Origin of the sequence: Streptomyces sp. NPDC060205, assembly GCF_042728395.1 — a bacterium.
Taxonomy (GTDB): Bacteria; Actinomycetota; Actinomycetes; order Streptomycetales; family Streptomycetaceae; genus Streptomyces.
Genome location: NZ_JBHWZP010000079.1, coordinates 1 through 25,006 on the forward strand (window position 1 = coordinate 1; position 25,006 = coordinate 25,006).

General features: G+C 71.0%; 18 protein-coding genes. 6 read left to right on the forward strand and 12 right to left on the reverse strand.

All coding sequences use genetic code 11. The annotated features are described in order from the left end of the window. Nucleotides 1–233: 233 nt before the first annotated feature. The 6 genes from ACFWGJ_RS16485 to ACFWGJ_RS16510 form a co-directional block, all read right to left on the reverse strand. Nucleotides 234–3,251 (reverse strand): alpha-mannosidase, encoded by a 3,018-nt coding sequence (locus ACFWGJ_RS16485; protein ID WP_387324619.1) that lies wholly within the window; start codon nt 3,249–3,251, stop codon nt 234–236. A gap of 65 nt (nt 3,252–3,316) precedes the next feature. Then, a complete protein-coding gene (locus ACFWGJ_RS16490; protein WP_387324622.1) occupies nt 3,317–5,365 on the reverse strand; it encodes an endo-beta-N-acetylglucosaminidase in 2,049 nt (682 codons plus the stop codon). A 41-nt stretch (nt 5,366–5,406) separates the two neighbouring features. After that, complete coding sequence (locus ACFWGJ_RS16495) at nt 5,407–6,645, reverse strand: glycosyl hydrolase (RefSeq protein WP_387324624.1); 1,239 nt, start codon at nt 6,643–6,645, stop codon at nt 5,407–5,409. A gap of 329 nt (nt 6,646–6,974) precedes the next feature. Continuing rightward, entirely contained in the window at nt 6,975–7,898 is a 924-nt protein-coding gene (locus tag ACFWGJ_RS16500; protein WP_387324628.1) for a carbohydrate ABC transporter permease, read from the reverse strand. After that, entirely contained in the window at nt 7,895–8,908 is a 1,014-nt protein-coding gene (locus ACFWGJ_RS16505) for a carbohydrate ABC transporter permease (protein ID WP_387324631.1), read from the reverse strand. The genes ACFWGJ_RS16500 and ACFWGJ_RS16505 overlap by 4 nt, the downstream gene beginning before the upstream one ends. Nucleotides 8,909–8,913: 5 nt before the next feature. Next, nucleotides 8,914–10,197, reverse strand: a complete 1,284-nt coding sequence (locus tag ACFWGJ_RS16510) for an ABC transporter substrate-binding protein (protein WP_387324671.1) — start codon at nt 10,195–10,197, stop codon at nt 8,914–8,916. Between the two features lie 216 nt (nt 10,198–10,413). Between ACFWGJ_RS16510 and ACFWGJ_RS16515 the strand changes: the two genes are divergently transcribed. Continuing rightward, nucleotides 10,414–11,481, forward strand: coding sequence for a LacI family DNA-binding transcriptional regulator (locus ACFWGJ_RS16515; RefSeq protein WP_387324634.1), 1,068 nt, complete (start codon nt 10,414–10,416; stop codon nt 11,479–11,481). A 170-nt stretch (nt 11,482–11,651) separates the two neighbouring features. Here the strand turns inward: ACFWGJ_RS16515 and ACFWGJ_RS16520 are convergent, their stop codons facing one another. Both ACFWGJ_RS16520 and ACFWGJ_RS16525 read right to left on the reverse strand, forming a co-directional pair. Continuing rightward, the gene (locus ACFWGJ_RS16520) at nt 11,652–13,199 is read right to left on the reverse strand and encodes an alpha-L-fucosidase (RefSeq protein ID WP_387324637.1); all 1,548 of its coding nucleotides are present in this window, start codon (nt 13,197–13,199) and stop codon (nt 11,652–11,654) included. Nucleotides 13,200–13,253: 54 nt separating this feature from the next. Continuing rightward, nucleotides 13,254–15,080: a family 20 glycosylhydrolase gene (locus ACFWGJ_RS16525; protein ID WP_387324674.1), complete on the reverse strand. Its 1,827-nt coding sequence runs from the start codon at nt 15,078–15,080 to the stop codon at nt 13,254–13,256. A 386-nt stretch (nt 15,081–15,466) separates the two neighbouring features. On the opposite strand from ACFWGJ_RS16525, the gene ACFWGJ_RS16530 reads away from it, so the two are divergent. Then, nucleotides 15,467–16,825, forward strand: coding sequence for an amidase (locus ACFWGJ_RS16530; protein ID WP_387324638.1), 1,359 nt, complete (start codon nt 15,467–15,469; stop codon nt 16,823–16,825). Nucleotides 16,826–17,085: 260 nt separating this feature from the next. On the opposite strand, the gene ACFWGJ_RS16535 is transcribed toward ACFWGJ_RS16530, so the two are convergent. Together ACFWGJ_RS16535 and ACFWGJ_RS16540 are read right to left on the reverse strand one after the other, a co-directional pair. Beyond that, complete coding sequence (locus ACFWGJ_RS16535; RefSeq protein WP_387324641.1) at nt 17,086–17,571, reverse strand: GNAT family N-acetyltransferase; 486 nt, start codon at nt 17,569–17,571, stop codon at nt 17,086–17,088. Nucleotides 17,572–17,795: 224 nt separating this feature from the next. Then, complete coding sequence (locus ACFWGJ_RS16540) at nt 17,796–17,966, reverse strand: hypothetical protein (protein WP_387324643.1); 171 nt, start codon at nt 17,964–17,966, stop codon at nt 17,796–17,798. Nucleotides 17,967–18,333: 367 nt separating this feature from the next. Between ACFWGJ_RS16540 and ACFWGJ_RS16545 the strand changes: the two genes are divergently transcribed. The 4 genes from ACFWGJ_RS16545 (at nt 18,334) to ACFWGJ_RS16560 (ending at nt 21,489) form a co-directional block, all read left to right on the forward strand. Then, the gene (locus ACFWGJ_RS16545; RefSeq protein ID WP_387324646.1) at nt 18,334–19,422 is read left to right on the forward strand and encodes an S-(hydroxymethyl)mycothiol dehydrogenase; all 1,089 of its coding nucleotides are present in this window, start codon (nt 18,334–18,336) and stop codon (nt 19,420–19,422) included. After that, complete coding sequence (locus tag ACFWGJ_RS16550) at nt 19,419–20,051, forward strand: MBL fold metallo-hydrolase (RefSeq protein ID WP_387324649.1); 633 nt, start codon at nt 19,419–19,421, stop codon at nt 20,049–20,051. Before ACFWGJ_RS16545 ends, ACFWGJ_RS16550 begins: the two co-directional genes overlap by 4 nt. Nucleotides 20,052–20,188: 137 nt before the next feature. Beyond that, on the forward strand, nt 20,189–20,641 hold the full coding sequence (locus ACFWGJ_RS16555; RefSeq protein ID WP_387324676.1) for a hypothetical protein: 453 nt from the start codon (nt 20,189–20,191) through the stop codon (nt 20,639–20,641). Nucleotides 20,642–20,733: 92 nt separating this feature from the next. Beyond that, the gene (locus tag ACFWGJ_RS16560; RefSeq protein WP_387324652.1) at nt 20,734–21,489 is read left to right on the forward strand and encodes an SDR family oxidoreductase; all 756 of its coding nucleotides are present in this window, start codon (nt 20,734–20,736) and stop codon (nt 21,487–21,489) included. 224 nt (nt 21,490–21,713) lie between these two features. On the opposite strand, the gene ACFWGJ_RS16565 is transcribed toward ACFWGJ_RS16560, so the two are convergent. Continuing rightward, nucleotides 21,714–23,210, reverse strand: a complete 1,497-nt coding sequence (locus ACFWGJ_RS16565; RefSeq protein ID WP_387324655.1) for an SDR family NAD(P)-dependent oxidoreductase — start codon at nt 23,208–23,210, stop codon at nt 21,714–21,716. Nucleotides 23,211–23,477: 267 nt separating this feature from the next. Next, the gene (locus tag ACFWGJ_RS16570) at nt 23,478–24,866 is read right to left on the reverse strand and encodes a wax ester/triacylglycerol synthase family O-acyltransferase (RefSeq protein ID WP_387324657.1); all 1,389 of its coding nucleotides are present in this window, start codon (nt 24,864–24,866) and stop codon (nt 23,478–23,480) included. Between the last annotated feature and the right edge of the window lie 140 nt (nt 24,867–25,006).

A 25,006-nucleotide genomic window follows, 5' to 3' on the forward strand; every position in this document is an offset into this window, starting at 1 on the left:
ACCCCGGGCTTGCGCCCTTCAGGGGCGCGGGGAACTGCGCGAGCAACCCCCAACGAGCCGCAGGTACGCACCCGGCCGCAGGCCCGCGCCCTTCAGGGGCGCGAGGAACGGCGCGAGCAACCCCCACCGAGCCGCAGGTACGCACCCGGCCGCAGGCCCGCGCCCTTCAGGGGCGCGGGGAACTGCGCGGGCAACCCCCGCCGGGCCGCAGGTTCACGTGGGCCCGGAAAGGCTTACGCCCGCGTGAGGCGCAGCGTCACCAGTTCGAACGGGCGGAGTTTCAGGGTGAGGCGGTTGCCGTCCCGGTCGGGGGCCGTGGCGTCCGGGAGCACGCGCTCCAGGAGGTCCGTCACCGTCACCGACGCCACGTCGAAGCCCGCCGTGAGCGTCGCCTGACTACGCCCGCCCCTCGACTCGTGGAAGCGGACGACCACGTCACCACTGCCGTCGTCCGCCAGCTTCACCGCCGTGACCACGACCGCGTCCTGCGCGACGGTCACCAGCGGCGCGACCTCCGACGCCCCGCCGGCGACCTTCCGCTGGGGAAGGTTGATCCGCCACCCCTCCCGCACCGCGTCCCCGATCGCCGCACCGGGCACCAGCGCGTGCCGGAAGCGGTGCACGCCCTGGTCGGTCTCGGGGTCGGGGAAGCGCGGGGCGCGCAGCAGCGACACCCGGACGGTGGTGGTCGTACCGCCGTCCCCACGGACCGCACGCGTCACGTCGTGCCCGTAGGTCGAGTCGTTGACGACGGCGACACCCCAGCCGGGCTCCTCCAGGTGGACGAACCGGTGGTTGCAGGCCTCGAACTTGGCGGCCTCCCAGGACGTGTTGGTGTGCGTCGGCCGGAAGAAGTGCCCGAACTGCGTCTCGGACGCGTACCGCTCGGCGTGCACGTCGAGCGGGAAGGACATCTTCAGGAACTTCTCCGTCTCGTGCCAGTCGACCTCGGTGTCGAGGTCGAGCCGCCACTCCCCCGGCGCGAGCGACAGCACCTGCGTGACCTTGGACGCCCCGAAGGTGCGGACGATCCGGACCGAGACCCCGTCGTCACCGGGGACGACCTCGTCGGCCTCGACGAGGTCGGTGACCGTGTTGCGGTAGAACTCGTCGACGTCCCAGGCGTCCCACATGTTCGGGAAGTCGGGGTGGATCTGCAGGAGGTTGGCGGCCTCGCCGGGGGCGAGGGTCTCGCGGTCCGCGGCGAGGTCGAACGCGGAGACCACGAGTCCGCGCTCGTCGATCTCGATGCGCAGGCATCCGTTGTCGAGGACGAAACCGCCGTCCGTGCGCGGCACGAGCGTGCACTCGCCGCCGACGGCCGGGGTCCGCGCCCCGCCCGCGGGCACCCCGTCGCGGGTGTGCGGCGCGGAGTTGAAGGCGAGGGCGGTCGTCCCCTCGCCCACCAGCGCCCGCTGCGCCGCGCCGATGATCCCGTTCAGCTCCTCGGCCACCGCCTCGTAGGTCTTACGGGCCTCGCGGTGCACCCAGGCGATGGACGAGCCGGGCAGGATGTCGTGGAACTGGTGCAGCAGGACCGTCTTCCAGAGCCGGTCCAGGTCCTCGTACGGGTAGGCGAACTTCGTCCGGACCGCCGCGGTCGCCGCCCACAGCTCCGCCTCGCGCAGCAGATGCTCGCTGCGGCGGTTGCCCTGCTTGGTCTTGGCCTGGCTGGTGAGCGTGGCCCGGTGCAGCTCCAGATACAGCTCGCCGACCCACACCGGCGCGTTCGGGTACTCGGCCTCCGCCTTCTCGAAGAACTTCTCCGGGGTCTCCCAGACCACGGTCGCCGAGCCTTCGAGGTCGCGGAGCCGGGCCGCCTTGGCGACCATCTCCCGGGTCGTGCCGCCGCCCCCGTCGCCCCAGCCGGTCGGGGCGAGGGAGTGCCGGGCGACACCCTTGTCCTTGAAGTTGTTCGCCGCGTGGGCGATCTCGCTGCCCTTCATCGAGCAGTTGTACGTGTCGACGGGCGGGAAGTGCGTGAAGATCCGCGTGCCGTCGATGCCCTCCCACTGGAAGGTGTGGTGCGGGAACTTGTTCGTCTGCGACCAGGAGATCTTCTGTGTGAGCAGCCACTTGGAGCCGGCCGCCTTGATGATCTGCGGCAGTCCGGCGGCGAAGCCGAAGGTGTCGGGCAGCCAGGCCTCGTCGTTGTCGACGCCGAACTCGTCGATGAAGAACCGCTTGCCGTGCACAAACTGGCGGGCCATGGCCTCGGAGCCGGGCATGTTGGTGTCGGACTCGACCCACATGCCGCCCGTCGGCACGAACCGCCCGTCGGCGACGGCCTTCTTCACCCGGGTCCATACCTCGGGCCGGTGCTCCTTGACCCAGGCCCACTGCTGGGCCTGCGACATGGCGAAGACGAAGTCCGGCTCGTCCTCCAGGAGCGCGGTCATGTTCGACGTGGTTCTGGCGACCTTGCGGACGGTCTCGCGCAGCGGCCACAGCCACGCCGAGTCGATGTGCGCGTGGCCGACGGCGCTGATGCGGTGGGCGGAGGGCACGGCCGGAGCCGCCAGCACGGCTTCCAGCTGGGCGCGGGCCGCGGCGGCGGTGGCGCCCACGTCCTGCAGGTCGACGGCGTCGAGGGCCTTCTCGACCGCGCGCAGGATGTCCCAGCGGCGCGCGGACTCCACGGGCAGCTCGGCCATCAGCTCGCCGAGGACCTCCAGGTCGATGACGAGCTGCCACACCGTCTCGTCGAGGACGGCGAGGTCCATCCGCGCCAGTTTGTACTGCGGTTCGCCGCCGGCCGTCTCCTTGTCGCCGAGCTGCGTCGGCAGGAAGGGGTGGTAGTCGAGGATGACGGGGTTGGAGGCGGCCTCGATATGCAGGCGCACCTCCTCGCCGCCCGCGACGGGCGCCCCGATCCGTACCCACTGGTTGCGCGGGTTGAGGCCCTTCACCGGAGTGCCGTCGGGACGGTAGACGAGGCCCTCGCACTGGAAGCCGGGCATGTTCTCGTCGAAGCCGAGGTCGAGGATCGCCTCGACGGTCTTCCCCGCCCACTCCTCGGGCACGGTCCCGGTCACCCGGAACCAGCTGGTGCCCCAGGGAGCACCCCACCTGTCGCCGACCGCCACCGGAGACGGCGTGGCCGCCAGCCCCTCCTCGACGGGCACCGGCTCGCCGGGCGCGTTCCACACCGCCACTTCCAGCGGCAGGGACTCGGGGTACACGGCGGGTCGTATGCGCTCGTCGAGCACGCGCTTGAGGCGGGCTTCGACCAGGCCGCGGTCGTCATGCATGTGGGGTGCTCCGTAACTCCGTTGTGCGGGTTGTTGCTGTTACCGGTGGTACCGGTGGTCGGCGGTCACCAGGTGTGGGTCAGGGTCGCGGGGGCCGACGCGGTGTAAAGCTCCCCAACGGCCCGCAATTCGAACCTCGCCGCGCTCTCGCCTCCTTCCGCCGTCAGTCCTCCAACGAAGAAGGCCTGCTGAGCGGTTCCGCCGAGGAAACGCCGGGTGCCGTCGGGCAGCACCCGGTGCAGCGCGTAATGGCGTACGCCGGCGCCGGTGGCCGCGCGCCAGGCGAGGCGCAGATCGCCTCCCGAGGCGTCGGTGACACGCGCGTCGACAGGCGTGCCCGGCGCCTGGGCGTCCCCCTCGCGTACGGCGAGTCCGCCGAGCCGCCACTTCACGACACCACCACCTTCGCCCCCGGTGAGCCGGACCCCGAGCGCGTGCACCGTGCCGCCCTCGGGCAGCCCGGTCAGCCGTACGGTCGAGGTCTCCCAGCCGTCACCGGCGGCGACCGGGAAGTACGTGTACGAGTACGGCTGCCCCGGACCGGACGGTTCAGCGGTGGCGACGGCCAGTTCCACCTCCACGTCGCCCGAGTCGGCCCGGTGGGTCAGTTCGACGACCGTGTCCGCGCCGAGCGGCAGGCGGGTCCCGTAGAGGTCGAGCGTGGTGGGCGCGGTCAGGGCGCCGTCGACCAGGACGCTGCTGCCGCCGCGCCACGCGTCGGCGAAGTCGAACGTGACGGCCGGGTGCTGCCCCGTCGTCCGCGTGACCCAGCGCCGGGACGGCAACCGGTCCTGGAGTCCGAGATGGTTCCACTGCGCCGTCGACGTCACCTCGCCGTCCTCGTACCAGCGCAGTCCGTGGCCGGTGTTGAACGTGCTCGCGAACGGGAGCGCGGTGACGGTCGAGCGGTCCGCGACCGAGACGGCGGGCGCCCGCCAGGTGTCGGTGGTGTCGGGGCGGGCCGGGTCGAGTGAACGGCCGCTCCAGAAGCGGTCGTCGGAGGCGTGGAAGTCGCCGGGTGTGCGGGTGGCGGGCAGGTGGTTGCGGGTCCACTCGGGCCGGTAGAAGCCCACCGAGACGATGTGGGCCGAGCCGCCGGGGACCATGGCGTCCCAGTTCACGGACCGGTTCCATCCGTTGGCCTCGACGTCGACGCCCGCCCACAGCTCGTAGCGGTCACGGCCGATCTGCTGGGCGTTCGTACCGGAGGAGACGAGGCTGCTCGCCGACCAGCGGAAGTCGAGGAACATCGTGTCGGCGGCCTGGTAGAACACCCGGTTCTGGTTGTTGAGGGCGCCCTGCCAGCTCACCGAGCCGCTGACGGTCATCGAGTCGTACCAGGTGACGCGCTGTCCCTTCGCCGCGCTGAGCGTCTTCAGCTCGGTGAGGAAACCGAGCATGTCCGTGGCGAGCGCCGCGTTCCCGCCGCCCGTCTCGGCGTTGACGAACCAGCCGTCGAAGCCGTACGCCTCGGCGACCGCGACGAGCTGGGCCGCCAGCGGATAGTGCCCCGCCGCGTCCTTCTGCACCAGGTCGCGGGTCCACTGCAGCTGGCCGCCGTACGCGGCGGGCGGCAGGAACACATTGCCTAGGACGGGTACGCCGTGCCGGTGGGCGGCGTCCACGATCGGCGCGTTCGGCGCGAGGATCAGCCCCTCGCCGGAGGAACCGCCCCAGAAGACCAGCTCGTCGACGTAACTCCAGTGGGTGAGCGCGTAGTAGTCGGCGGTGGCCGACCCTTGCGAGGGGTTGCTCGCGGTCGGACCGAAGGAGACCAGCGACTGGATACGGGCCTGTCCGGCGCGTGCCGTCGAGTTCACCGGCGTCGGGGTGAACCGCTCGGCGAGCGGCACGGACGCCGTGTTGAAGGCCAGGTCGGCGTCGGTGGCTGCGCTCCACGCCTTCAGACTGCGCCAGGTGATGCCCGCGCCCGGTGAGCCGGAGGGGAACGAGTCCGGGTACCAGTAGGAGGCGTACGGCTGGAGTGCCGAGGCGGCGGCCCCGGCGGCGGGGGACGCGGCCTCCTGACCGGCGGCGGCCGGTCCGGCCGGGAGCAGGGCGGCGGCCGTCCCGGTGCCGGCGACGAGCAGGACGGTGCGTCTGGTGGGGTTCACGGGCAAGTGCCTCCTTGTGGGAGTGCTTGTTTCCTGTGGGGTTACGGAACCTGGTCGGGCGTGACGACTTCGGTGATGCCTCGTGCGGTGAGGTGCTCCCCGTCGTTCGCGCGGGACGCGAGGACGGTGGTCGGTCGGGCGCCGTCGGCGGTGAGCCGGAAGAACGCCTCGAAAACGGGGCCGCCCGGCGCGCAGACGGAACGGCCCGCGGGGTCGCCGGGGACGACGAGCGCGGTGGTACGGGCCTTGGGCGGAGCCGGGTGCTCGCGGGCCTGGCGGGCGGCGCCGGCCAGCACCCGCGCGCTGTCCTTGGGCCGGCGGTCGTTGCTCAACAACCCGAGCCCGTACTCCAGTTCGGGAAAGTCGGCGAGCTCGCGGGACACGTCATGGGAGCACCACCAGGTGATGCCCCAGAGGTCCGTGCAGTCCAGGGCGTTCGCGACGGTCGCCTCGGTGAAGGAGGCGGCGTGCTCGGCGGGGACCAGCGGCGCCGGTGCGCCGACCTCCTGCAGCCAGACCGGGCGCGCCGGATCGTCGGCCCAGGCCTTGCTCAGCTCGATCAGATAGGCGGCGTGGTGTTCGGTCGCGACGCCGGTACGCCCGTGCCGCTGGGCCGTGCCGTTGAAGACCCACGAGTGCACGGCGGTGACCGCGCCGCGCCGCGCGGCCTGCGCCGGGGTGAACGGCATGTCGTCCTGGTACCAGGTGGCGTCGTACTCCGCGTGCAGATGCAGCTTGCCGGGGGCGCCCTTCTCGCAGGCCGCGAGCATCCGCTCCAGCCAGGCGTCGACGACGTCGGCCGCCGCCCGGTCGGGGTCCGGGTGGGGGCCCGCCGAGAACTGGTTGACCTCGTTGCCCACGGTCATGCCGATGAAGTTGGGCCGGTCGGCGAGGGCGGCGGCGAGCGTCCGCAGATACTCGGTCTGCCCTTCGACGACCTCCGGGTCGGTGAAGAGATTGCGCCGGTGCCAGGTCTGCGTCCACGCGGGCAGGAAGTCGAAACTCGACAAGTGGCCTTGCAGACCGTCCACGTTGACGTCCAGACCCCGCTCGGCCGCCGCGTCGGCGAGCGCCACGAGCTGTTCCACGGCACGCGGGCGGATCAGCGAACGGTTCGGCTGGAAATAGGGCCAGATCGGAAAGACCCGTATGTGGTCGAGCCCGAGTGCGGCGATCGAGTCGAGATCGGCCCGCACGGAATCGAGATCGAAGTCGAGCCAGCTGTGGAACCACCCTTCACTCGGTGTGTAGTTGACGCCGAAGCGCACGGCAGAAGACATCCGGGGTTCCTAGTCCTGTTTCTGTGGTGCGTGTGTGGGGGTGCCTGGGGGGATTGCACGGGCTGGGGCGCCCCTTGCGAGCAGGGCGGCGCCGCACCTCAGGGGCACACGGTGCGGGTGCGTGGGGGCTGGCCGCGCAGTTCCCCGCGCCCCTGAAAGCGGGGCTGCGCCCCAGCTTTCGTGCCTTCAGGAGCGCGGGGCTGTGAGACCGGCACCCGACAACCGGCCGTCGCTTTTCAGGGGCGCGGGGAACTGCGCGACAAGCCCCCACCGGGCCGCACCTGGCAACGATGGGGCTGTGCCCCAGAAAAGCGAGGTCACCGCAGAGCTCACCCCTTCACCGCCCCCTCCCCCACCCCGCGGAAGAAGTACCGCTGCAGGCAGGCGAAGAGCGCGATCAGCGGCGCCACGGCGATGATCGTGCCGGCGGCAACCAGCCGCTCATCATTGGCGAAGGTGCCGTGCAGATAGTTCAAGCCGATGGTCAAGGTGAACTTGTCCGGATCGCTGAGCACGATCAACGGCCACAGGAAGTCGTCCCACGCCCCCATGAACGCGAAGATCGCCACCACCGCGAGCGTCCCCTTCACCGAGGGCAACGCGATCCGCAGGAACCGCTGCCACGTGTTCGCGCCGTCGACGAACGCCGCCTCCTCGATCTCGTACGGGAGGTTGAGGAACGCGTTGCGCATCAGCAGGACGTTCATCGCGCCGATGCACCCGGGCAGGACGACCCCGATGAGCGTGTTGTTCAGGCCCAGCTCACGCATGGTCGTGAACTGGGCGATGATGATGCCCTCCACGGGCACGAGCATCGCGAGGATGAACACGAGCGTGGCCACCTTGCGGCCGCGGTAGCGCAGCCGGGCCAGCGCGTAGCCCGCGAGCGCCGCGCCGACGCAGTTCGTCACGACGTTGGCGGTGGCGACCTTCAGCGAGTTGAAGGCGTAGTCCCACACGGGGATCGTCCGGGCGACCCGGTCGTAGTTGTGCAGGGTCGGTTCGCCGGGCAGGAACTTGGGCGGCGAACTGAAGATGTCCTCGGTCGGCCCCTTCAGCGAGGTGGACAGCTGCCACAGGAACGGCCCGACGGTCAGCGCCAGCACGGCGAGCAACAGCACGTAGCGCAGAACGAGTTCCCACACCCGTACGTGCTTCCCGTGCTCATCGGTGACGCGCGTACGACGGCGACCGCGGCGGCCGGGCGCCTCTGCACCGGCCTGCTCCTCACGCACCTTCTCGGCGGCACTCACGCGTCCTCCTTCCGGTCGGCGCGCAGCACGAGCAGCATCAGCGCGACGGTGACGACGAAGACGACGACGGAGATGGCGGAGGCGTAGCCGACCCGGCCGGTGAGGCCGGTGCCGGTGCGCTGGACGAGCATCACGAGCGTGGTGTCCTCGCCCGCGGGACCGCCGCCGGGCCCCGCCATCAGATACACCTCGGAGAACACCTTGAAGGCGGCGACCGAGGAGAGCGCGCCGACCAGCACCATCGTGGAGCGGACGGCGGGCACGGTGACCGTGAGGAAGCGGCGGACCGCGCCGGCTCCGTCCACGGCCGCGGCCTCGTGCAGCTCGCGCGGCACGTTGGCGAGCGCGGCCAGATAAATGATCATGTAGTAGCCGAGGCCCTTCCAGACCGTGACCGTCATGGCGCTCAGCAGGAGCAGCCACTGGTCGCTCAGGAAACCGACCCTGCCGACCCCGATCGCCTCCAGCAGCGAGTTCACCAGGCCGCGTTCGTCGAGCAGCCACACCCAGATGAGGCCCACCACGACGATGGAGGCGACGACCGGGGTGTAGAAGGCCGACCGGAAGAAGGCGATGCCGGGGATGTTCCTCTGGACGAGGAGCGCGAGCAGCAGGGGCAGCAGGACGAGCGCGGGGACGACCCCGAGGACGTACAGCGTGCTGTTGCGCAGACCGATCCAGAACATCTCGTCGTGCAGCAGCTCCCGGAAGTTGGCCAGGCCCACGAACTCGCCGGGGATCAGGGTCCGGCGGTCGGTGAAGGCGTTGACCACGGTGGAGACGAACGGGTAGAGGATGAAGATCCCCACGACCAGCAGCCCCGGGGCGGCGAACAGCCAGGGACTGGTGGGCAGTTGCCGCCGCGCCCGGGCGACGGCCCCGGCAGGACGTCCACCACCGCCGTCGCCGTCGCCGTCACCGGGAGAAGCGCTACCGACGGACGCCCCGCCGGCGGAGACCTTGCCGAGTGAAGCCGTACGGGAGGAAGCGGTACCGGAAGAGCTCGTCATGTCGTTCAGCCCTGCTGCTGGAGCAGGCGGTCACACGCCTTGACAGCGTTGTCGAGAGCTTCCTTCGGGCTCACCTTGCCCTGCAGCGCCTTGGCGACGGAGTTGCGCAGTTCGGTCTTCATCTGCTCGCTGAACAGCACCGGCGTGTAGTTGGCGGCGTTCGTCAGGGACTTGGCGGCGGCGATCCGCACCCGCGTCTCATCGGTGCCGTCCTCCTTGGTGAAGTACGGGTCGTCGAGCGAACCGGCGGTGCTCGGGAAGATCGCGACCTTCTTGGCGAACGACATCTGGTTCTGCGCGTCGGTGACGAAGTGCGCGAAGGCGACGGCGGCGGGCATCTGCTTGGTCCGGGCGTTCACCATCACGCCCATGACGTACATGTTGACCTTGCCGGTGCTGGTGATCTGGTCGGTGATGCCGATGTTCTTGTAGAGGTTCGGCGCCTGCTTCTTGAAGTTGCCGAGGTCCAGCGCGCTGCCCGGGTTCATGGCGACGGCCCCGGTGAGGAACTTCTTGCCGGACGACTCGGGGGTCGCGGTCAGCGCCTGCGAGTCGAGGGCCTTGGCGTCGTACAACTCCTTGTACCTGGTGAGGAGTTCCACGCCCTTGGCGTCGTTGAAGGCGAAGGCCGTGCCCTCCTTGTTCATCAGCTCGACGCCGTACCGACCGAAGTCCTCGATGGTGGGCACGTTCGCCAGGGTCGCGACCTTGCCGTCGCTCTTGTCGGCCAGCTCCATCGCGTCGTCGAAGAGTTCGTCGTACGTCCGCGGCGGCTTCGAGGCGTCCAGGCCCGCCTCCTTGAACAGCGACTTGTTGTAGAACAGCGGGCCGGTGTTCAGGTACCACGGGAAGGCGTACGTGCCCTCCATGCCCGGTATCTCGTGACTGGCCCACGCACCGGGCAGGTACTCCTCCTTGTACTTCGCGGCGGCCTTGTCGAGGTCGAGCGCGAGGCCCGCCTTGGCGAGCGGGGCGACAAGGTCCGGCGAGACGTTCACGACGTCGGGCAGGGTGCCGCCGGCCGCGTCGGCGCTGATCTTGTCGGCGTAGCCCTCGGCGGGCTGGTCGACCCACTTCACGTGCGTGCCGGGGTACTTCTTCTCGAAGTCGGCGACCAGGCCCTCGAAGTACGGCTTGAAGTTGGCCCGCAGGTTCCAGGTCTGGAAGGTGATGTCGCCCTCGACCTTGCCGGAGGCGTCCGTGGAACCGCTGTCGTCACCCCCGGAGCCGCAGGCACTGAGCGGCAGGACCAGGGCGACGACAGCGGCGGCGAGTGCTCTGCGAGGCATGCGCACGGTGACCGGGCTCCTTTGCGACGGTGTGGGTCAGGGGTGACGGGCAGACCTTGCATCCTGCGCGGCGGGGAAGTCAATGGATTCCGCCTCGCTAAATTCATTAGTTCGGCATATGGCCAGGTCAAGTATGCTGTGGCAACCCTCTTGCAACAGATCACTAATGCGCTTTAGGCTATGCTGACTCAAGCGCTTTAGTGGAATGAGGAGCAGTTGCCTGCCAAGCGGTCTCCCGCACGCCGGCCGACGATGAAGGACATCGCGCAGCGCGCCGGGGTCTCCGAGAGCGCGGTCTCGTTCGCGCTCAACGACCGCCCCGGGGTGTCCGAGATCACCCGGGACCGGGTGCGCAGGGTCGCCGAACAACTGGGCTGGCGGCCCAGCACGGCGGCGCGCCAGCTGTCCGGCGAGGGCACGGCGACGGTCGGCCTGGTCCTGGCGAGGCCCGCGGACACGCTCGGGGTGGACTCGTTCTTCCTGCAGCTCATCTCGGGCATACAGGAGGTGCTGGCCGAGCGGCACCTCGGGCTGCTCTTCCAGGTGGTCGAGGACGTCGACGACGAGTGCGCGGTGTACCGGCGCTGGTGGGCCGAGCACCGCGTGGACGGCGTACTGGTCGTCGACCCGCGGACCGACGACGCGCGCCCCGGCCTGCTCGACGAACTGGGACTTCCGGCGGTGGTCATCGGCGGGGCGCCGGACGCACGGCATCCGGGTCTCTCCACGGTCTGGGCGGACGACGCGGGCGCGATGGCGTCCGTGGTGGGACGGCTGTACGAACTCGGTCACCGGCGGATCGTGCACATCGCGGGGCTGCCCGGTCTCGCGCACACCGAGCGGCGGATCCGTACGCTGCGCGCCGAGGCGGACCGGCGCGGGCTCGCCGAGGTGTGCTCGGTGACCACGGACTACTCCGACGCGGAGGGCGCGGCGGTGACGCGCCGCGTCCTGGAGGGTGGCGTGCTGGGCGGCGGGGCGACACCGACCGCGCTGGTCTACGACAACGACGTGATGGCCGTCGCCGGGGTCGCCGCCGCGACGGAGCTGGGCTTCTCGGTACCGGGTGACGTGTCGGTCGTGGCCTGGGAGGACTCGGCGCTGTGCCGCATGGTCAAGCCGTGGTTGTCGGCGCTGTCCCGCGACACGGTGGCGTTCGGCCGGACCGCGGCCGCGGAGTTGACGTCGTTGCTGGACGGGGGGCCTGCGCGGGCTGTGGGGGTGCCGGTGCCGGGGCTGATCGAGCGCGACAGCACGGGGCCCTGCGGGGCCTGCGGCGCTTGAGCGGGGAGGGGGCGGGGGTTCGTTGTTGGGTGCGGGCTCGTTGTGGCTGAGCGCGCAGTTCCCCGCGCCCCTTGGAAGCCGGGGGCGGGGGTTGGTCGTTGGGTGCGGGTTCGTTGTGGTTGCTCGCGCCGTTCCCCGCGCCCCTTGCGGGGCGCCCCTGCTGCGCGGTGTCAGATGCGTGAGCGGTACAGGGCGAACTGTGCCAAGTGCGGAGGCTGGCGGGAAGCTGTGACCCGTACCCTCCAACGGTGGGACCGGGTCGGGGTCGGTAGGAGGAGGATGCGGCTGGCGCCGATGGTGCCTGCCTCTGTGACCTGCTGCCAGGCTCCGTCGGTGTGGGCCTCGATCACGAACGACTCGACCTGCTGGCCGTGGCGGGTGTCCTCCGCCAGGCGGATGCGGTCCACCTCGCGGGGGCGGCCCAGGTCCACCGTGATCGTGCCGGGTGACCTGGTGACCCGCGCCTCGCGTGCCAGGTCTCCCGGGAGTTCGCGGTCGATGCGCTCGCGGAACTCCCGCAGGCGGGCGACGTCCGCTGCCGGAAGTCGGCCCTCGTCGTCCGGTGGGATGTTGAGCAGCAGGACCGCGTTGCGGCCCACCGAGCCGAAGTAGATGTCCGTCAACTGCTGCACCGACTTCGGCTGTTGGTCGGCGTGGTAGAACCAGCCGTCCCGGATCGACACATCGGCCTCCGCGGGCCACCACTGCAGGAAGTCGGCCACGGGCTGCGCGGCGACCAGGGCGTCCCGGCCGCCCATGTCCGGTGCGTCGTACGAGAGCGCGAAGTCCATGCGTCCGTTGGGCATCTCCTGGACGGGTACGACGCTCCACTCGTTCTCGCGGGCCAGCCCGCCCTCGTTGCCGACCCAGCGCACATCGGGCCCGGAGACGGCGACCGTGGCGTCCGGGGCCAGGGTCCGGATGAGCGTGTACCAGCTGTCCCAGTCGTACGTCTCGACCTTGTCCGGCGGGATACGGCCCTGGGCGCCGTCGAACCAGACCTCGTCGACCGGCCCGTACTCGGTGAGGACCTCGTAGAGCTGGTCGAGCATGTGGGCGCCGTAGTCGGTGGCCGGGAGGGTGAGGACCGGCCCGTCCGGGCGGTCGTCCCCGGGCACCGGGGTGGGGATGGTGCGCTCGGCGCGGGCGCTGCCGTTGGCGTACAGGCCGTGCAGGTACTGGTTCTCGTCGGCCGGTGAGATGTAGACGCCGACCTTGAGCCCGTGGCGCCGCATGGAGTCGGCGAACGACCGCAGGACATCCCCTCGTCCCTCCTCCCAACTACTCGATGCCACCGAATGGTTGGTATAACGGGACGGGTAGAGCACGAACCCGTCGTGGTGCTTGACGGTGAGGATGGCCAGCTTGAAGCCGCCGTTGCGCAGGGCGCGGGCCCACTGGTCGGTGTCGAGGCCGACCGGCTGGAAGACGTCGGGGTCCTCGTCCCCGGTGCCCCATTCGAGCCCGGTGAAGGTGTTCACCCCGAAGTGCAGGAAGGCGGTGCGTTCGAGGGCCTGCCAGGCGATCTGCCGCTGCGTGGGCCGGACTTGGGACGCCTTGCGGACCAGCTCGTCCGGGGAGTCGCCGGGACCGACGGGAATCCGGTACCACGGCTCGTCCGGCGTGACGGGGGCCGCGGACACGAGGGCATGCGCCGTACCGCTGGACGCCACAAGAGCCGCGGCGGCCGTGACGAAAAGACGTCTGGAGACTGCCATAGGGTCGCACTCCTCAGGTCAGGGGGTGGAGACGGAGGACGGCGGGGCTCCGGGTCAGGCGGCCGTCACCTGCCAAACGGCTGCGCCCCGCCGGTCAGGCGGATACTGGACGAGCCGTCCGTCGTCGCCGACATGCACAGCCATCTGCGTGATCGCGTTGACGAGCCGATAACCACGTCCCACCGGCACCAACTGCCAGCGCTGCACGGTGTTCGCGGTGTCACACGCCTGCTCGGACACCTCGACTCCCGGCTGGAGCGGCACGTTGAGCGTGAGCTTGCCGCCCCGCACCTCCAGGCAGCCGTCCTCGGTCTTCAAGGTCACGTAACCGTCCGGGGTGCGCTCGACCTCGGCGGTGACGCTCCTGGCCCCCGAGCGGAAGGTGTACGTGCCGTCCGCGACCGGCACACGGGTGAGGTCACGCCAGCCGGGCGCGTGGCCCACGGCAGCCGCGCGTGCGGTGAACCGGTCGTACGTGGCGTCCGGGTGGGGCGAACCCCAGGTGGCCTGGGCAAGATGGCGCAGAGCCGGATCGGTGTCCTCCGCGACCTCGTTCTCGGTCTCGCCCCGGCCGTTGTCGGGCCAGAGGCTGATCTTCGCCCCCGTGATTCCCTCCCGAGAGGCGAGCTTCTCCCCCTCGAAGCTGCGCGGATCCCACTTCTGGTCGTACAGACCCCTGGTGTCCGAGTGGAAGCCACCACGCACGAGATACAGGGCATAGGCAGCGTTCATCAACGGGTAACCCTGCGACCGAAGTTGGCTGGGCTTGGTCGCCACGTTAAGCCAGTGCTCGACCGTCGTGCCGGCCGTGACGGGCACGGTGTTGGCGCCGGTGAGACCGTCGTTCCAGATCCGCAGCTCCTTCCCCTTGCCCGCCGCGTAGGAGTGGACCCGGTTGACGAAGTCGATGAAGGCGTCCTGCGGGGTGGCGTCCGCGCCGTTCTTGGCCCGGGCGTACTCCAGGACCTGCGGATACTTGGCGAAGTCGGAGCCGAGCATGTACTCGTCGGCGCCCATGTGCCAGGAGCCGGAGGTGAACACCTGCGCGTACTCGTCCATCAGGCTCGTGTAGTAGGCGAAGGCCTCGGGGCGCGTGATGTCGAGCCGGGAGGGCTGCTTGTTGCCGTCGGAGTCGGTGAGCTGGAGATCGGGCCGGTTCTCGATCCAGGGATCCATGTGCCCCGGGGAGTTGATCTCCGGAACGATGCTGACGTGGTACTTCTCGCCGAGGGCGACGAGCCGCCGTATCTCGTCCTTGGTGTAGTAGCCCCAGGTGTTGGCCTCGGGGTGCGCGTCGCTCCTCACCTTCAGTTCGAGCAGCAGCTGGTTGAGCTTGTGGTACGCCATGTCGCGTACGAGGTTCTCCAGCCACTCGGTGGTGATGTGGACGTAACAGGCACAGACGCCGACACCCCGCTCCTCGTACTGGGGCACGTCGACGGTGCGTCCGGCGGGCACCCGGTCGCCCTGCGCCAGCAGTTGCAGAACGGTCCGCGTGCCGTAGAAGGCGCCCGCCTCGGTGGCGGCGGTCACCGACAGGCCTGCGCCCGCGCGGAGTTCGTACCCTTCCTTGCCCAGCGCGGCCCTGCCGGGCGAGACATCGACAACGATGTCACCCTTGCGCGCTCCCCCGCTCACGACCGGGACGGCGCCGTGGCCCGCCGCGCGCAGGTCGTCGGCGAGGGTGTCGGCGACGCGGCGTTCGGCCCGGCCGTCGGCGACGAGGCGGGTGCCGCGCCCGTACGCGTAATGGCCGGTTCCCGGCGTCCAGTCGGCCAGTGCGGGAACCGTGACAGGAGTCGCGGCAACGGCTGCCGCTGTCGTCTTTCCAGCCGCTGTCGCCGCTGTCGCCCCAGCCGGCGGGACCGGCGCCGCGAGCATCAGGAGCGCCGTCAGGGCGCCGACCAGCCAGGACCGTCCAGAAGACGCACTCTTGACGTCCGTACTCACGGGCACCTCCCATACATCGGAGGTGTGATGATTGGGCCGCCTCCAGAGCATGTCAATGGGGTCCGTAGTGCGCCGAGTTGATCCAGTGGTCGGATGACCTGCAACTCCGCGCGAAGAATCAGCGCGAGGGGTCGCCAAAAGTCCAAGAGGAGCGCAGCGAATGTCCAAGCGTGCCCCGCGCGCCCCGGCACGGTGGCTCTCGGCCGAGCGACTCTCGACGGGACGGCCGGCGCCGGGGCACAGTACTTCTCGTACGCATGCGTACTCACCAGTACTCACCTTGCTGATCAGTAGGACCACGTCCCCGAGGAGCCACCGTGACCAGCTGGGCCGGCCGGACCGCCGCCGAGATCGCCGCCGCCGTCCGCGAGAAGCGGGTCACGCCGCGCGAGGTGGTGGCCGAGCACCTCGCACGCATCGAACTGCTCGACGCGCGCGTGGGTGCCTTCCGCCATGTACGCGCGGCGGCCGCGCTCACCGAGGCGGACGAGGTGGGGTCCCGGGCGGACCTGGCCGACCTCCCCCTGGCGGGCGTGCCGGTGGCGGTCAAGGACAACCTGGGCGTACGCGGCGAGGCCACCCGCAACGGCAGCGCGGCGAGCCCGGACACCCCGGCGGCGGAGGACCATGTCACGGTGGCCAGGCTGCGCGCGGCGGGAGCCGTCGTGGTGGGCGTGACGAACGTCCCCGAACTGTGCGTCTTCGGCACCACCGAAGGCGTGTACGGCACGGCCCGCAACCCGTGGGACACCACGCGCACCGCGGGCGGCTCCTCCGGGGGCAGCGCGGCGGCGGTCGCCGCGGGGATGGTGCCCCTGGCGCTCGGCAACGACGGCATGGGCTCGCTGCGGATCCCCGCCGCCAACTGCGGCCTGATCGGCCTGAAGCCGGGCCACGGCACGATCCCGGCGGGCATCGGCCACGGCGACTGGTTCGGAATGTCCGAGAACGGGCCGCTGGCGACGACGGTCGAGGACGCCGGCCTGATGTTCTCGGTACTGGCCGCCACGGAGGCCGTACGCGCCGAGGAGACGGCCCCTCTCTCCGTCGCGGTCTCCGTGCGCAGTCCTCTCGCGGGCGTCGCCGTCACCCGGCCCTACGCGGCCTCGGCGCGAGAGGCCGCCCGGCTGCTCACCGGGGCGGGGCACCGGGTACGGCGCGCGGACCCGCCGTATCCGGTGTGGCTGGGTACGACCTCGCTGGCGCACTGGACGGCCGGGACGGCGGTGGACGCGGAGGGGCTGGATCCGCGGCGGCTGGCGCCGCGGACGCGGGTGCACGCGGGGCTGGGGCGCCGGTTCGTGGACTCGGTACGGACCGGGGTGCGCCGGCAGCAGCTGCGGGAGCGGCTCGCGCCGTTCTTCGCGGAGCACGACGTGCTGCTCACGCCCGCGCTGGCGCGGCGGGGGCCTGCGGCGGCCGACTGGCACAAGCGGGGGTGGGTGCGGAATGTTCTGGTCAACACCGCCTACTCCCCCTTGACTCCGCCGTGGAATCTGACGGGGTGGCCGGCGATGGTGGTGCCGTTCGGGGTGTTGCCGTCGGGTCTGCCGGGTGCTGTCCAGCTGGTGGGGCCGGTGGGTAGTGAGGGGGTTCTCCTGCGGGTCGCCGGGGAGTTGGAGGGGTTGCGCCCCTGGACGCGGGTTGCTCCGCTGGGGGTGGGGGTCGGGGGGTAGGGGTTGTTCGGTCGGGTGCGGGTCCGTGGGGGCTGGTCGCGCAGTTCCCCGCGCCCCTAAAAGGCAGATGGGCGCCCCAGTCGCTGCGCCCCCCAAAAAAGCAGATGGACGCCCCGGATGCCGCGCCCATGAGACCGCCGGTACACGACCCGAGGGACCGCCGGTACCCGACGCGAGGGACCGCCGGTACCCGACGCGAGGGACCGCCGGTACCCGACGCGAGGGACCGCCGGTACCCGACGCGAGGGATGTGCCGTTGGTCAGAGCAGTCGGTGCATGACGTGCAGGGCGACTTTTCCTTCCGACGGGTGTGTGAAGGCGGCGGGGATCGTGCCTACGATCTCGAAGCCCAGCGATGTCCACAGTTTCACGGCGGGGTTGGTCTCCACCACGGCGTTGAAGACCATCGCCGTGTAGCCGTCGGCCTCGGCCGTGCGCAGGACGTGCTCCGCCAAGGCCCGGCCGACACCCCGCCCCGTCCGGTCCGGGTCGACCATGAACCCGGCGTTGGCCACATCGGCCGCGGGCCCGCCGTAGTTGGGGGTGACGTAGGCGGAGCCCAGGACGACCCCCTCGACCTCGTCCTCGGCGACGAACACCCGCTTGCCCGGCGCCATCCACAGGGCCCGGGCATCCCCCTCGGAGGTGTCCGGATCCCAGGCGTAGGTCTCCCCGGCGGCCACGATGCGGTGCCAGAAAGGCCAGATCCCGGCCCAGTCGTCGGCCACGGCGTCCCTGATCAGCATGAACACAAGTCTGGCACGACGCTGCACCCGCGAAACCACGGGAGCGGGCCGTGCCGGTACGTCGCAGCCCGTCGCATAGGGCTCCTGCAATCGACCGTACTCTCCGATTCTTGGAGCAGTACACCCGGAAGGCGACGGGCTCGACGTACCGGCACGGCCCCGACCCACCACTCGCCGCCAGGCGCCCAGGACGGACGCCCGGCCATCCCGCCCCGGCGGTCCGGTCAGTCCACGCTGGGCAGGATGTGAGGCTCGGCCAGATCGTCCTCGTAGCCCGCCAGCCGGATGGGCGCGGACCTGGCCCACACGTCCAGGCTGCCGAGCTTCTCCGCCCGGTCCGTGACCTCTGTCCATTCCTTGAGGCCTTGATCGAGATTCGTCGTCTCCGGTGTCACCGCGCACTCCTTATGTGTCGGGTCACCCTCGGGGCGCACAGGACCACTCCGCTGCCGGTCGCCTGCGTCCGCTCGGGTCTGAACAAGGGCACTTCGGACGCGGTGGCGCCGGTCAACTCGCATGAGAGCAGGCCGTGGTGACTGGCTTGTCCCGGGACGGACCGTGGGTGTGGGTGGGACCCAAATGAGCTGTCCGTCCCGCACAGAGTAACCAAATGAGCGGGCCGCCGCTCGATGGGGCTGAAAACAAGGTGTAACCATCTGGAGTCATCCTTGGTCGTCCCGAGTTATCCACAGGCGATGACGCACTTGTCCGCTCCTGTGCCAACATGATCAGCGCCCCACTGTCCATGTGAAGGAGCCCGACATGGCCGCCCAGCAGGTACGCGGTGTCATCGCCCCCGGCAAGAACGAGCCGGTGCAGATCCGGACGATCATCGTCCCCGACCCGGGTCCCGGCGAGGCCGTGGTGAAGATCCAGGCCTGCGGGGTCTGCCACACCGACCTGCACTACAAGCAGGGCGGCATCAGCGACGACTACCCCTTCCTCCTCGGCCACGAAGCGGCGGGCGTCGTCGAGTCCGTCGGCGAGGGCGTCACCGACGTGGCCCCCGGCGACTTCGTGGTCCTGAACTGGCGAGCGGTCTGCGGCCAGTGCCGGGCCTGTCTCCGCGGCCGCCCCTGGTACTGCTTCGACACGCACAATGCCAAGCAGAAGATGACCCTGGAGGACGGCACCGAGCTCTCCCCCGCCCTGGGCATCGGCGCCTTCGCCGAGAAAACCCTTGTCGCGGCCGGCCAGTGCACCAAGGTCGACCCGTCCGTCTCCCCGGCGGTCGCCGGCCTCCTCGGCTGCGGCGTGATGGCCGGCATCGGCGCGGCCATCAACACCGGCAACGTGGGCCGCGGCGACTCCGTCGCCGTCATCGGCTGCGGCGGCGTGGGCGACGCGGCGATCGCCGGGGCGAACCTCGCGGGCGCCGCGAAGATCATCGCCGTCGACATCGACGACCGGAAGCTGGAGAAGGCCCGCACGATGGGCGCCACCCACACGGTCAACTCCAAGGAGACGGACGCCGTCGAGGCGATCCGCGAGCTGACCGGCGGCTTCGGAGCGGACGTCGTCATCGAGGCGGTCGGCCGCCCGGAGACGTACAAGCAGGCGTTCTACGCCCGCGACCTCGCGGGCACGGTGGTCCTGGTCGGCGTCCCCACCCCGGAGATGAAGCTCGAACTGCCCCTGCTGGACGTCTTCGGCCGCGGCGGCAGCCTGAAGTCCTCCTGGTACGGCGACTGCCTGCCCTCGCGGGACTTCCCGATGCTGATCGACCTCCATCAGCAGGGCCGGCTGGACCTGGCCGCGTTCGTGACGGAGACCATCGCTCTCGACGAGGTCGAGCAGGCCTTCGACCGCATGCACCGGGGCGACGTCCTGCGATCGGTGGTGGAGCTGTGACCACCGCACGCATCGAGCACCTGGTCACCTCGGGCACGTTCAGCCTGGACGGCGGCACCTGGGACGTCGACAACAACGTATGGATCGTGGGCGACGACACCGAGGCGGTCGTCATCGACGCGGCGCACGACGCGGACGCCATCGCGCAGGCGCTCGGCACCCGCACCCTGCGCGCGATCATCTGCACGCACGCGCACAACGACCACATCGACGCGGCCCCGGCCCTGGCGGCCCGCACCGGCGCGCCGATCCTGCTCCACCCGGACGACCTCCCGCTCTGGAAGCAGACGCACCCGGACCGCCTCCCGGACGGCGAGCTGTCCGACGGCGAGAAGCTGACCGTGGCGGGCGTGGAGCTGACGGTCCTGCACACGCCGGGTCACGCGCCGGGCGCCGTGTGCCTGTACGCCCCGGAGCTGGACACCGTCTTCACCGGCGACACCCTCTTCCAGGGCGGCCCCGGCGCGACGGGCCGGTCGTTCTCCCACTTCCCGACCATCGTCGAGTCGATCCGGACCCGCCTGCTCGGCCTGCCCGCCGAAACGGTGGTCCGCACGGGCCACGGCGACACGACGACGGTCGGCGCCGAGTCCCCGAACGTCCAGGAGTGGATCGACAGGGGCCACTGAACGAGCCGCCGAGCTTTCGGGCAGGGCATACGGTGCGGGCAGGCGTGCAGTTCAGTTCCCGTTGGCCCGATTGAAATCTGGCCATGATCTGCTGGCGCGAGACGACGGCCTTTCTCGCCCGCAGGGAGGACTGGCGCATGGAGCTGCGCAGAGTCGAAGAGCTGATGGATCTGCTGCACGCCTGCCGGGGAGTCCGGGGCACCTCCTGCCTCGGCGGGGCCCCGGTCGATCTGCACGATCACGCCCTGCAGACCGCCGCGCTGCTGCGCCGAAGCCGCCCGGCCGACAAGGAACTGCAGGTGGCCGGGCTGGTGCACGTCGTCGGCCAACTGCTGGGACCGGCCGATCCCACGGGCCACGCCGCTCTCACGGCAACCGCGGTCCGTCCGCTGCTGGGCGAGCGGGTCTCCGACCTGGTACGCCTCTCCCGGGAGAACCCGGACAATCGGACAGGTGAGGACGTACTGACGCTGCGCCAGGCCGACGAGGCGGCCCGTACGGCCGGTCTGGACGCGGGAGTGCTGGAGGACTGGCGCACGGTCCTGGAACTCGTCTCGGCCCGGCACACCCGCCTGGGCGCGGTCGACTGACCTCCCCCCGACCCCTCCACCACGAGGCGCCGCTCGCCGCCCGCCGGTGACGAGCCCTGTCGCCTGACGGACCGTCATGAGACGGTACGCGGATGACGTCGCCGTACGGATTCGAGGGCAGGGTCGCCATCGTCACCGGGGCCTCGCGCGGGATCGGGCTGGCCGTCGCCGAGGCGTTCGTGGCGGCGGGCGCGCGGGTGTGCGTCACGGCCCGGGACGCCGACGGGCTGGCCCGGGCGACCGCGCGCCTGGGCGACGCCGTGGGCCTGGCGGGCACGGTCGCCGACCCGGCCCACCTGCGCCGGCTGACCGAGCTGGCGATGGACGCGTACGGCCGTATCGACGTGGTCGTGAACAACGCGGCGACCAACCAGCCCTACGGCCCGCTCATGGACGCCGACCCGGACCGGTGGCGCGAGGCGTACACGGTCAACGTCGAGGCCCCGCTGCGGCTGACGCAGCACGCGTGGCGGGCCTGGATGCGCGCGCACGGCGGCTCGGTCGTCAACATCTGCACCGAGGGAGCGACCCATGTCGGCCCCGGCCTGGGCGCCTACGGCACCAGCAAAGCGGCCCTGCTCCGCCTGACCCAGCAACTGGCGGGCGAACTGGCCCCAGGGGTCCGCGTCAACTCGGTCTCCCCCGGCCTCGTCCGCACGGAGATGGCCCGCTTCGTCTGGGACCGCCCAAGCCAGGACCCCACCGCCGAACTCCCCCTGGGCCGCATAGGCGCCCCCCAGGACATAGCCGAGGCCGTGCTATGGCTGACCTCGGACAAAGCACAGTGGATCACAGGCACGGACCTCCTGGTGGACGGCGGAACAAGAGTCCGCCGAGCAGCCCAGTAAGGGGCGCCCCCGAAGGGGCGCGGGGAACGGCGCGAGCAACCCCCACCAACGGTCAGCCGACCTCCAACCGCCCCCCTCAGGGGCGCGAGGAACTGCGCGACAAGCCCCCACTGACCCGCACCCGACGACGAGCCTCGCCACCCGAGCCCCACCTCAAGCCCAGGTCCCAGTTCAAGCCCGCCCTCAGCCGAGCCCCGCCCCCCGGCCAGAGCAAGCGCAGCGAACTACCACTTACCAGGCGCGTAATCCTTCAAGAACACCCCGAACAGATCCTCCCCCTGCTCCCCCCGCACGATCGGGTCGTACACCCGCGCCGCCCCGTCGACGAGATCGAGCGGCGCATGGAACCCCGCGTCGGCCAGCCGCATCTTGTCCGGATGCGGCCGCTCGTCCGTGATCCAGCCCGTGTCGACGGCGGTCATCAGGATGCCGTCCTTCTCGAACATCTCCTGCGCACTGGTGCGCGTGAGCATGTTGAGCGCGGCCTTGGCCATGTTGGTGTGCGGATGCCCGGCGCCCTTGTAGCCGCGGTTGAAGACACCCTCCATGGCGGACACGTTCACGATGTACGTACGCCCGGCCTCGGCCGCCGCCATCGCCCCCCGCAGCCGGCTGATGAGGATGAACGGCGCGGTGGAGTTGCAGAGCTGGACCTCCAGCAGCTCGATCGGCGTGACCTCCTCGACCGCCTGGATCCAGCTGTTGGTGTCGTGCAGGTCGGGCACGAGCCCGCCCGCGTCGATGGCGGTACCGGCCGCGATCCGCTCCAGGGAGGCGGAGCCGGAGATGAGCGCGAGGTCGGTCACGTCCTGCGCGGTCAGCTCGCCGCCCCCGGCCACGGGGAGCGCGGACACGGCTCCGGAGCCGAACGTGCCGATGACCTCGGCGGGCGGCAGTTCACCGGCGGGCAGCGGCCCGGATTCGGCGGCGAGCAGCTCGCTGTAGGCGCCCGGCGAGCGCCGTACGGTCTGCGCGGCGTTGTTGATCAGGATGTCGAGCGGCCCCGCGGCGGCGACCGAGTCGGCGAGCGCCACGACCTGGGCGGGGTCGCGCAGGTCGATGCCGACGATCTTCAGCCGGCCGATCCACTCGTCGCTGTCGGGCATGGCCTTGAACCGGCGGATCGCGTCGTTCGGGAAGCGCGTGGTGATCGTGGTGTGCGCGCCGTCCCGCAGCAGCCGCAGCGCGATGTACATGCCGATCTTGGCCCGGCCGCCGGTGAGCAGCGCGCGCTTGCCGGTGAGGTCGGTGCGGGCGTCTCGGCGGGCGCGGTTCTCGGCGGCGCACTTCTGGCAGAGCTGGTGGTAGAAGTAGTCGACTTCGGTGTAGCGGACCTTGCAGGTGTAGCAGGAGCGCGGGCGCTGGAGTATCCCCGCGATGGCGCCGGCCTCGGTGACGGACGACGGCAGGACGCCCTCGGTCTCGTCGTCGATGCGCTGGGCGGAGCCGGTGGCGGTGGCCTCGGTGACGGCCTTGTCGTGGGCGGTCTTGGCGGCCCTGCGCTCCTGGCGGCGGCGCTGCTTGACCGAGCGGTAGATCCCCGCGGTGGCGCGGCGCACGCGGATCGCGTCGGGGTGGTCGACGTCGATCTTCTCCAGCTCGTCGAGCACGGCGAGGCAGACGGCCAGCCGCTCGGGGTCGATACCGGGACCGTACGAACCGTCCGGGGCCTGTGCCGTGTCCACGGCGGGTGCCGCCGGGCTGTCCTCTGTCACCGTCATCGCCGTTGCCGTTCCTAGGGATTCTCGCGCGGTGCTCGAACCGCGCACGCCTTCGAAGGCGGAATTTTACGGAGCACAGGGCAAAGGCACCAAACCCGCGATGATCACCAGCCTCTCGTGGACCTGTACGCGGCCCCTCGCGGACCTGCGCCCGGCCTCGCGCGGGCCCGTGGAGCACACCCCTGGCACCAGGCCGGACACAAGGCCGGACACAGGCCGAACCCAGGCCGGATGTCCACCGGACCACCCGCGGTATCGGTATGTGTCTCAGACCACGCAGGCGGCGTTCAGTTCCGCCACCTCCACGGTCAGCGACTTGGCCAGCAGGTCGAGGTCCGGGACGGCCTGCGCGTCGGCGACGAGCCCGTAGTGGACGCGTCCGCGGAACGTCGACACCGCGACCGCGAGGGACTGGCCGCGGGCCAGCGGGGCGAGCGGGTAGACCTCGGTCAGCGGGCAGCCGCCGAGCGTCATGCCGAGGCTGGGCAGCGGCACGCTGGTGACCAGGATGTCGAAGAGGAGCCGGGCCGCCTGGCCGACGACGGGCATGCCGAGCCGGTGGCCGATCGCCGGGACGTGGTCGGCGAGCAGGGCGACGGCGCCCGCGCCCCGGTTGGGGCCCGCGTCCTTGTTGTGGTTCATGGCGGTCCGTACGGTGGCGAGCCGTGCGAGCGGGTCGGGGTGGTCGACGGGAAGCCGTATCAGGTATCCGGAGAGCCGGTTCCCCTGTGGGTGGGCGGTGCGCGGGCGCCGCCGGGAGACGGGGATCAGGGCCCGGGGCGACACCCCTTCGCTGCTGTCGCCGCGTTCGTCGAGCCAGCGGCGCAGGGCGCCGGCGACGACGGCGATGAGGACGTCGTTGACGGTGCCGCCCACGCTCTTGCGGATCGTGTGGATCTCGTCGAGTTCCACGGCGACGCCCGCGACCCGGCGGGTGCCGGTGGGCTTCGAGACCAGGGCGGCGCAGGACCGTACGTCCCAGGTGGCGCGGGCGACGGAGGCGCCGATGTCGAGGGCCCGGCCCACGTCGGAGAGCGCGCCGCGGACGAGTCCCGGCAGCTTCGTCACATCGGGGACGAGGCCGGCGAGGGGGCCGCGCGCCGGCTCCGCGGGGCGCGGGCGGGGCGCCGGCATGTCCATGGGGTCGAGGACGGCCGCCGCGAGCGCCAGGGCCCGCAGCCCGTCGGCGAGCGCGTGGTGGAACTTGAACAGCACGGCGAAGGAGGTGCCGTCCGCGCCGGGTACGACGTGGGCCTCCCACGGAGGTCTGCCGCGCTCCAGGGGCCGCTGCATGAGGGCGCCGGCGACGGCGTGGAAGTCGGCGGCGGGGGCGTGCAGCCGTACGTGGTCGAGCGGCTCGAAGTCGGGGGCGGCCTCACGGGCGGCGCCGCCGAAGGCGAGCGGCCGACGCAGGTCGAACCCCGAGGCCTGCCGGAGGTCGAGCGGCTGCCAGATGTCGCGGATCCGCATGCGCAGCCCGGGTACGCCGGCCGCGCGGGCGGCGAGCAGGTCCGCCGCGTGCCGGCCCGCGGCGGGCGAAGTGGCCGCGAAGATCCCCAGCGCCCCGAGGTGCATGGGGTGCTCACGGGACTCGATGTTCCAGAACGCCAGGTCGAGTGGTGCGAGAAGGTCGGAGTCAGAGGGCCTTGCAGTCAATGGCTTGACTCTCTCGTCGACGACGGGTGAGTCAGCAGTCAATCCCGACTGGACGATTACGGTCAAGTACGATCAAGCTACGCTCAGTTAACAGCAGATTAAGTCCCGCTCCCGCCGCTTCGCGTGGCACGAGCGGGACC

Bases quoted from the DNA above. Each gene is read 5' to 3' on its own strand.
- ACFWGJ_RS16525 (WP_387324674.1), bottom strand. From the start codon at position 15,080: ATGCTCGCGGCGCCGGTCCCGCCGGCTGGGGCGACAGCGGCGACAGCG.
- ACFWGJ_RS16520 (WP_387324637.1), bottom strand. From the start codon at position 13,199: ATGGCAGTCTCCAGACGTCTTTTCGTCACGGCCGCCGCGGCTCTTGTG.
- ACFWGJ_RS16560 (WP_387324652.1), top strand. From the start codon at position 20,734: ATGACGTCGCCGTACGGATTCGAGGGCAGGGTCGCCATCGTCACCGGG.
- ACFWGJ_RS16545 (WP_387324646.1), top strand. From the start codon at position 18,334: ATGGCCGCCCAGCAGGTACGCGGTGTCATCGCCCCCGGCAAGAACGAG.
- ACFWGJ_RS16535 (WP_387324641.1), bottom strand. From the start codon at position 17,571: ATGCTGATCAGGGACGCCGTGGCCGACGACTGGGCCGGGATCTGGCCT.
- ACFWGJ_RS16485 (WP_387324619.1), bottom strand. From the start codon at position 3,251: ATGCATGACGACCGCGGCCTGGTCGAAGCCCGCCTCAAGCGCGTGCTC.
- ACFWGJ_RS16505 (WP_387324631.1), bottom strand. From the start codon at position 8,908: ATGACGAGCTCTTCCGGTACCGCTTCCTCCCGTACGGCTTCACTCGGC.
- ACFWGJ_RS16555 (WP_387324676.1), top strand. From the start codon at position 20,189: ATGGAGCTGCGCAGAGTCGAAGAGCTGATGGATCTGCTGCACGCCTGC.
- ACFWGJ_RS16565 (WP_387324655.1), bottom strand. From the start codon at position 23,210: ATGACGGTGACAGAGGACAGCCCGGCGGCACCCGCCGTGGACACGGCA.
- ACFWGJ_RS16495 (WP_387324624.1), bottom strand. From the start codon at position 6,645: ATGTCTTCTGCCGTGCGCTTCGGCGTCAACTACACACCGAGTGAAGGG.
- ACFWGJ_RS16510 (WP_387324671.1), bottom strand. From the start codon at position 10,197: ATGCCTCGCAGAGCACTCGCCGCCGCTGTCGTCGCCCTGGTCCTGCCG.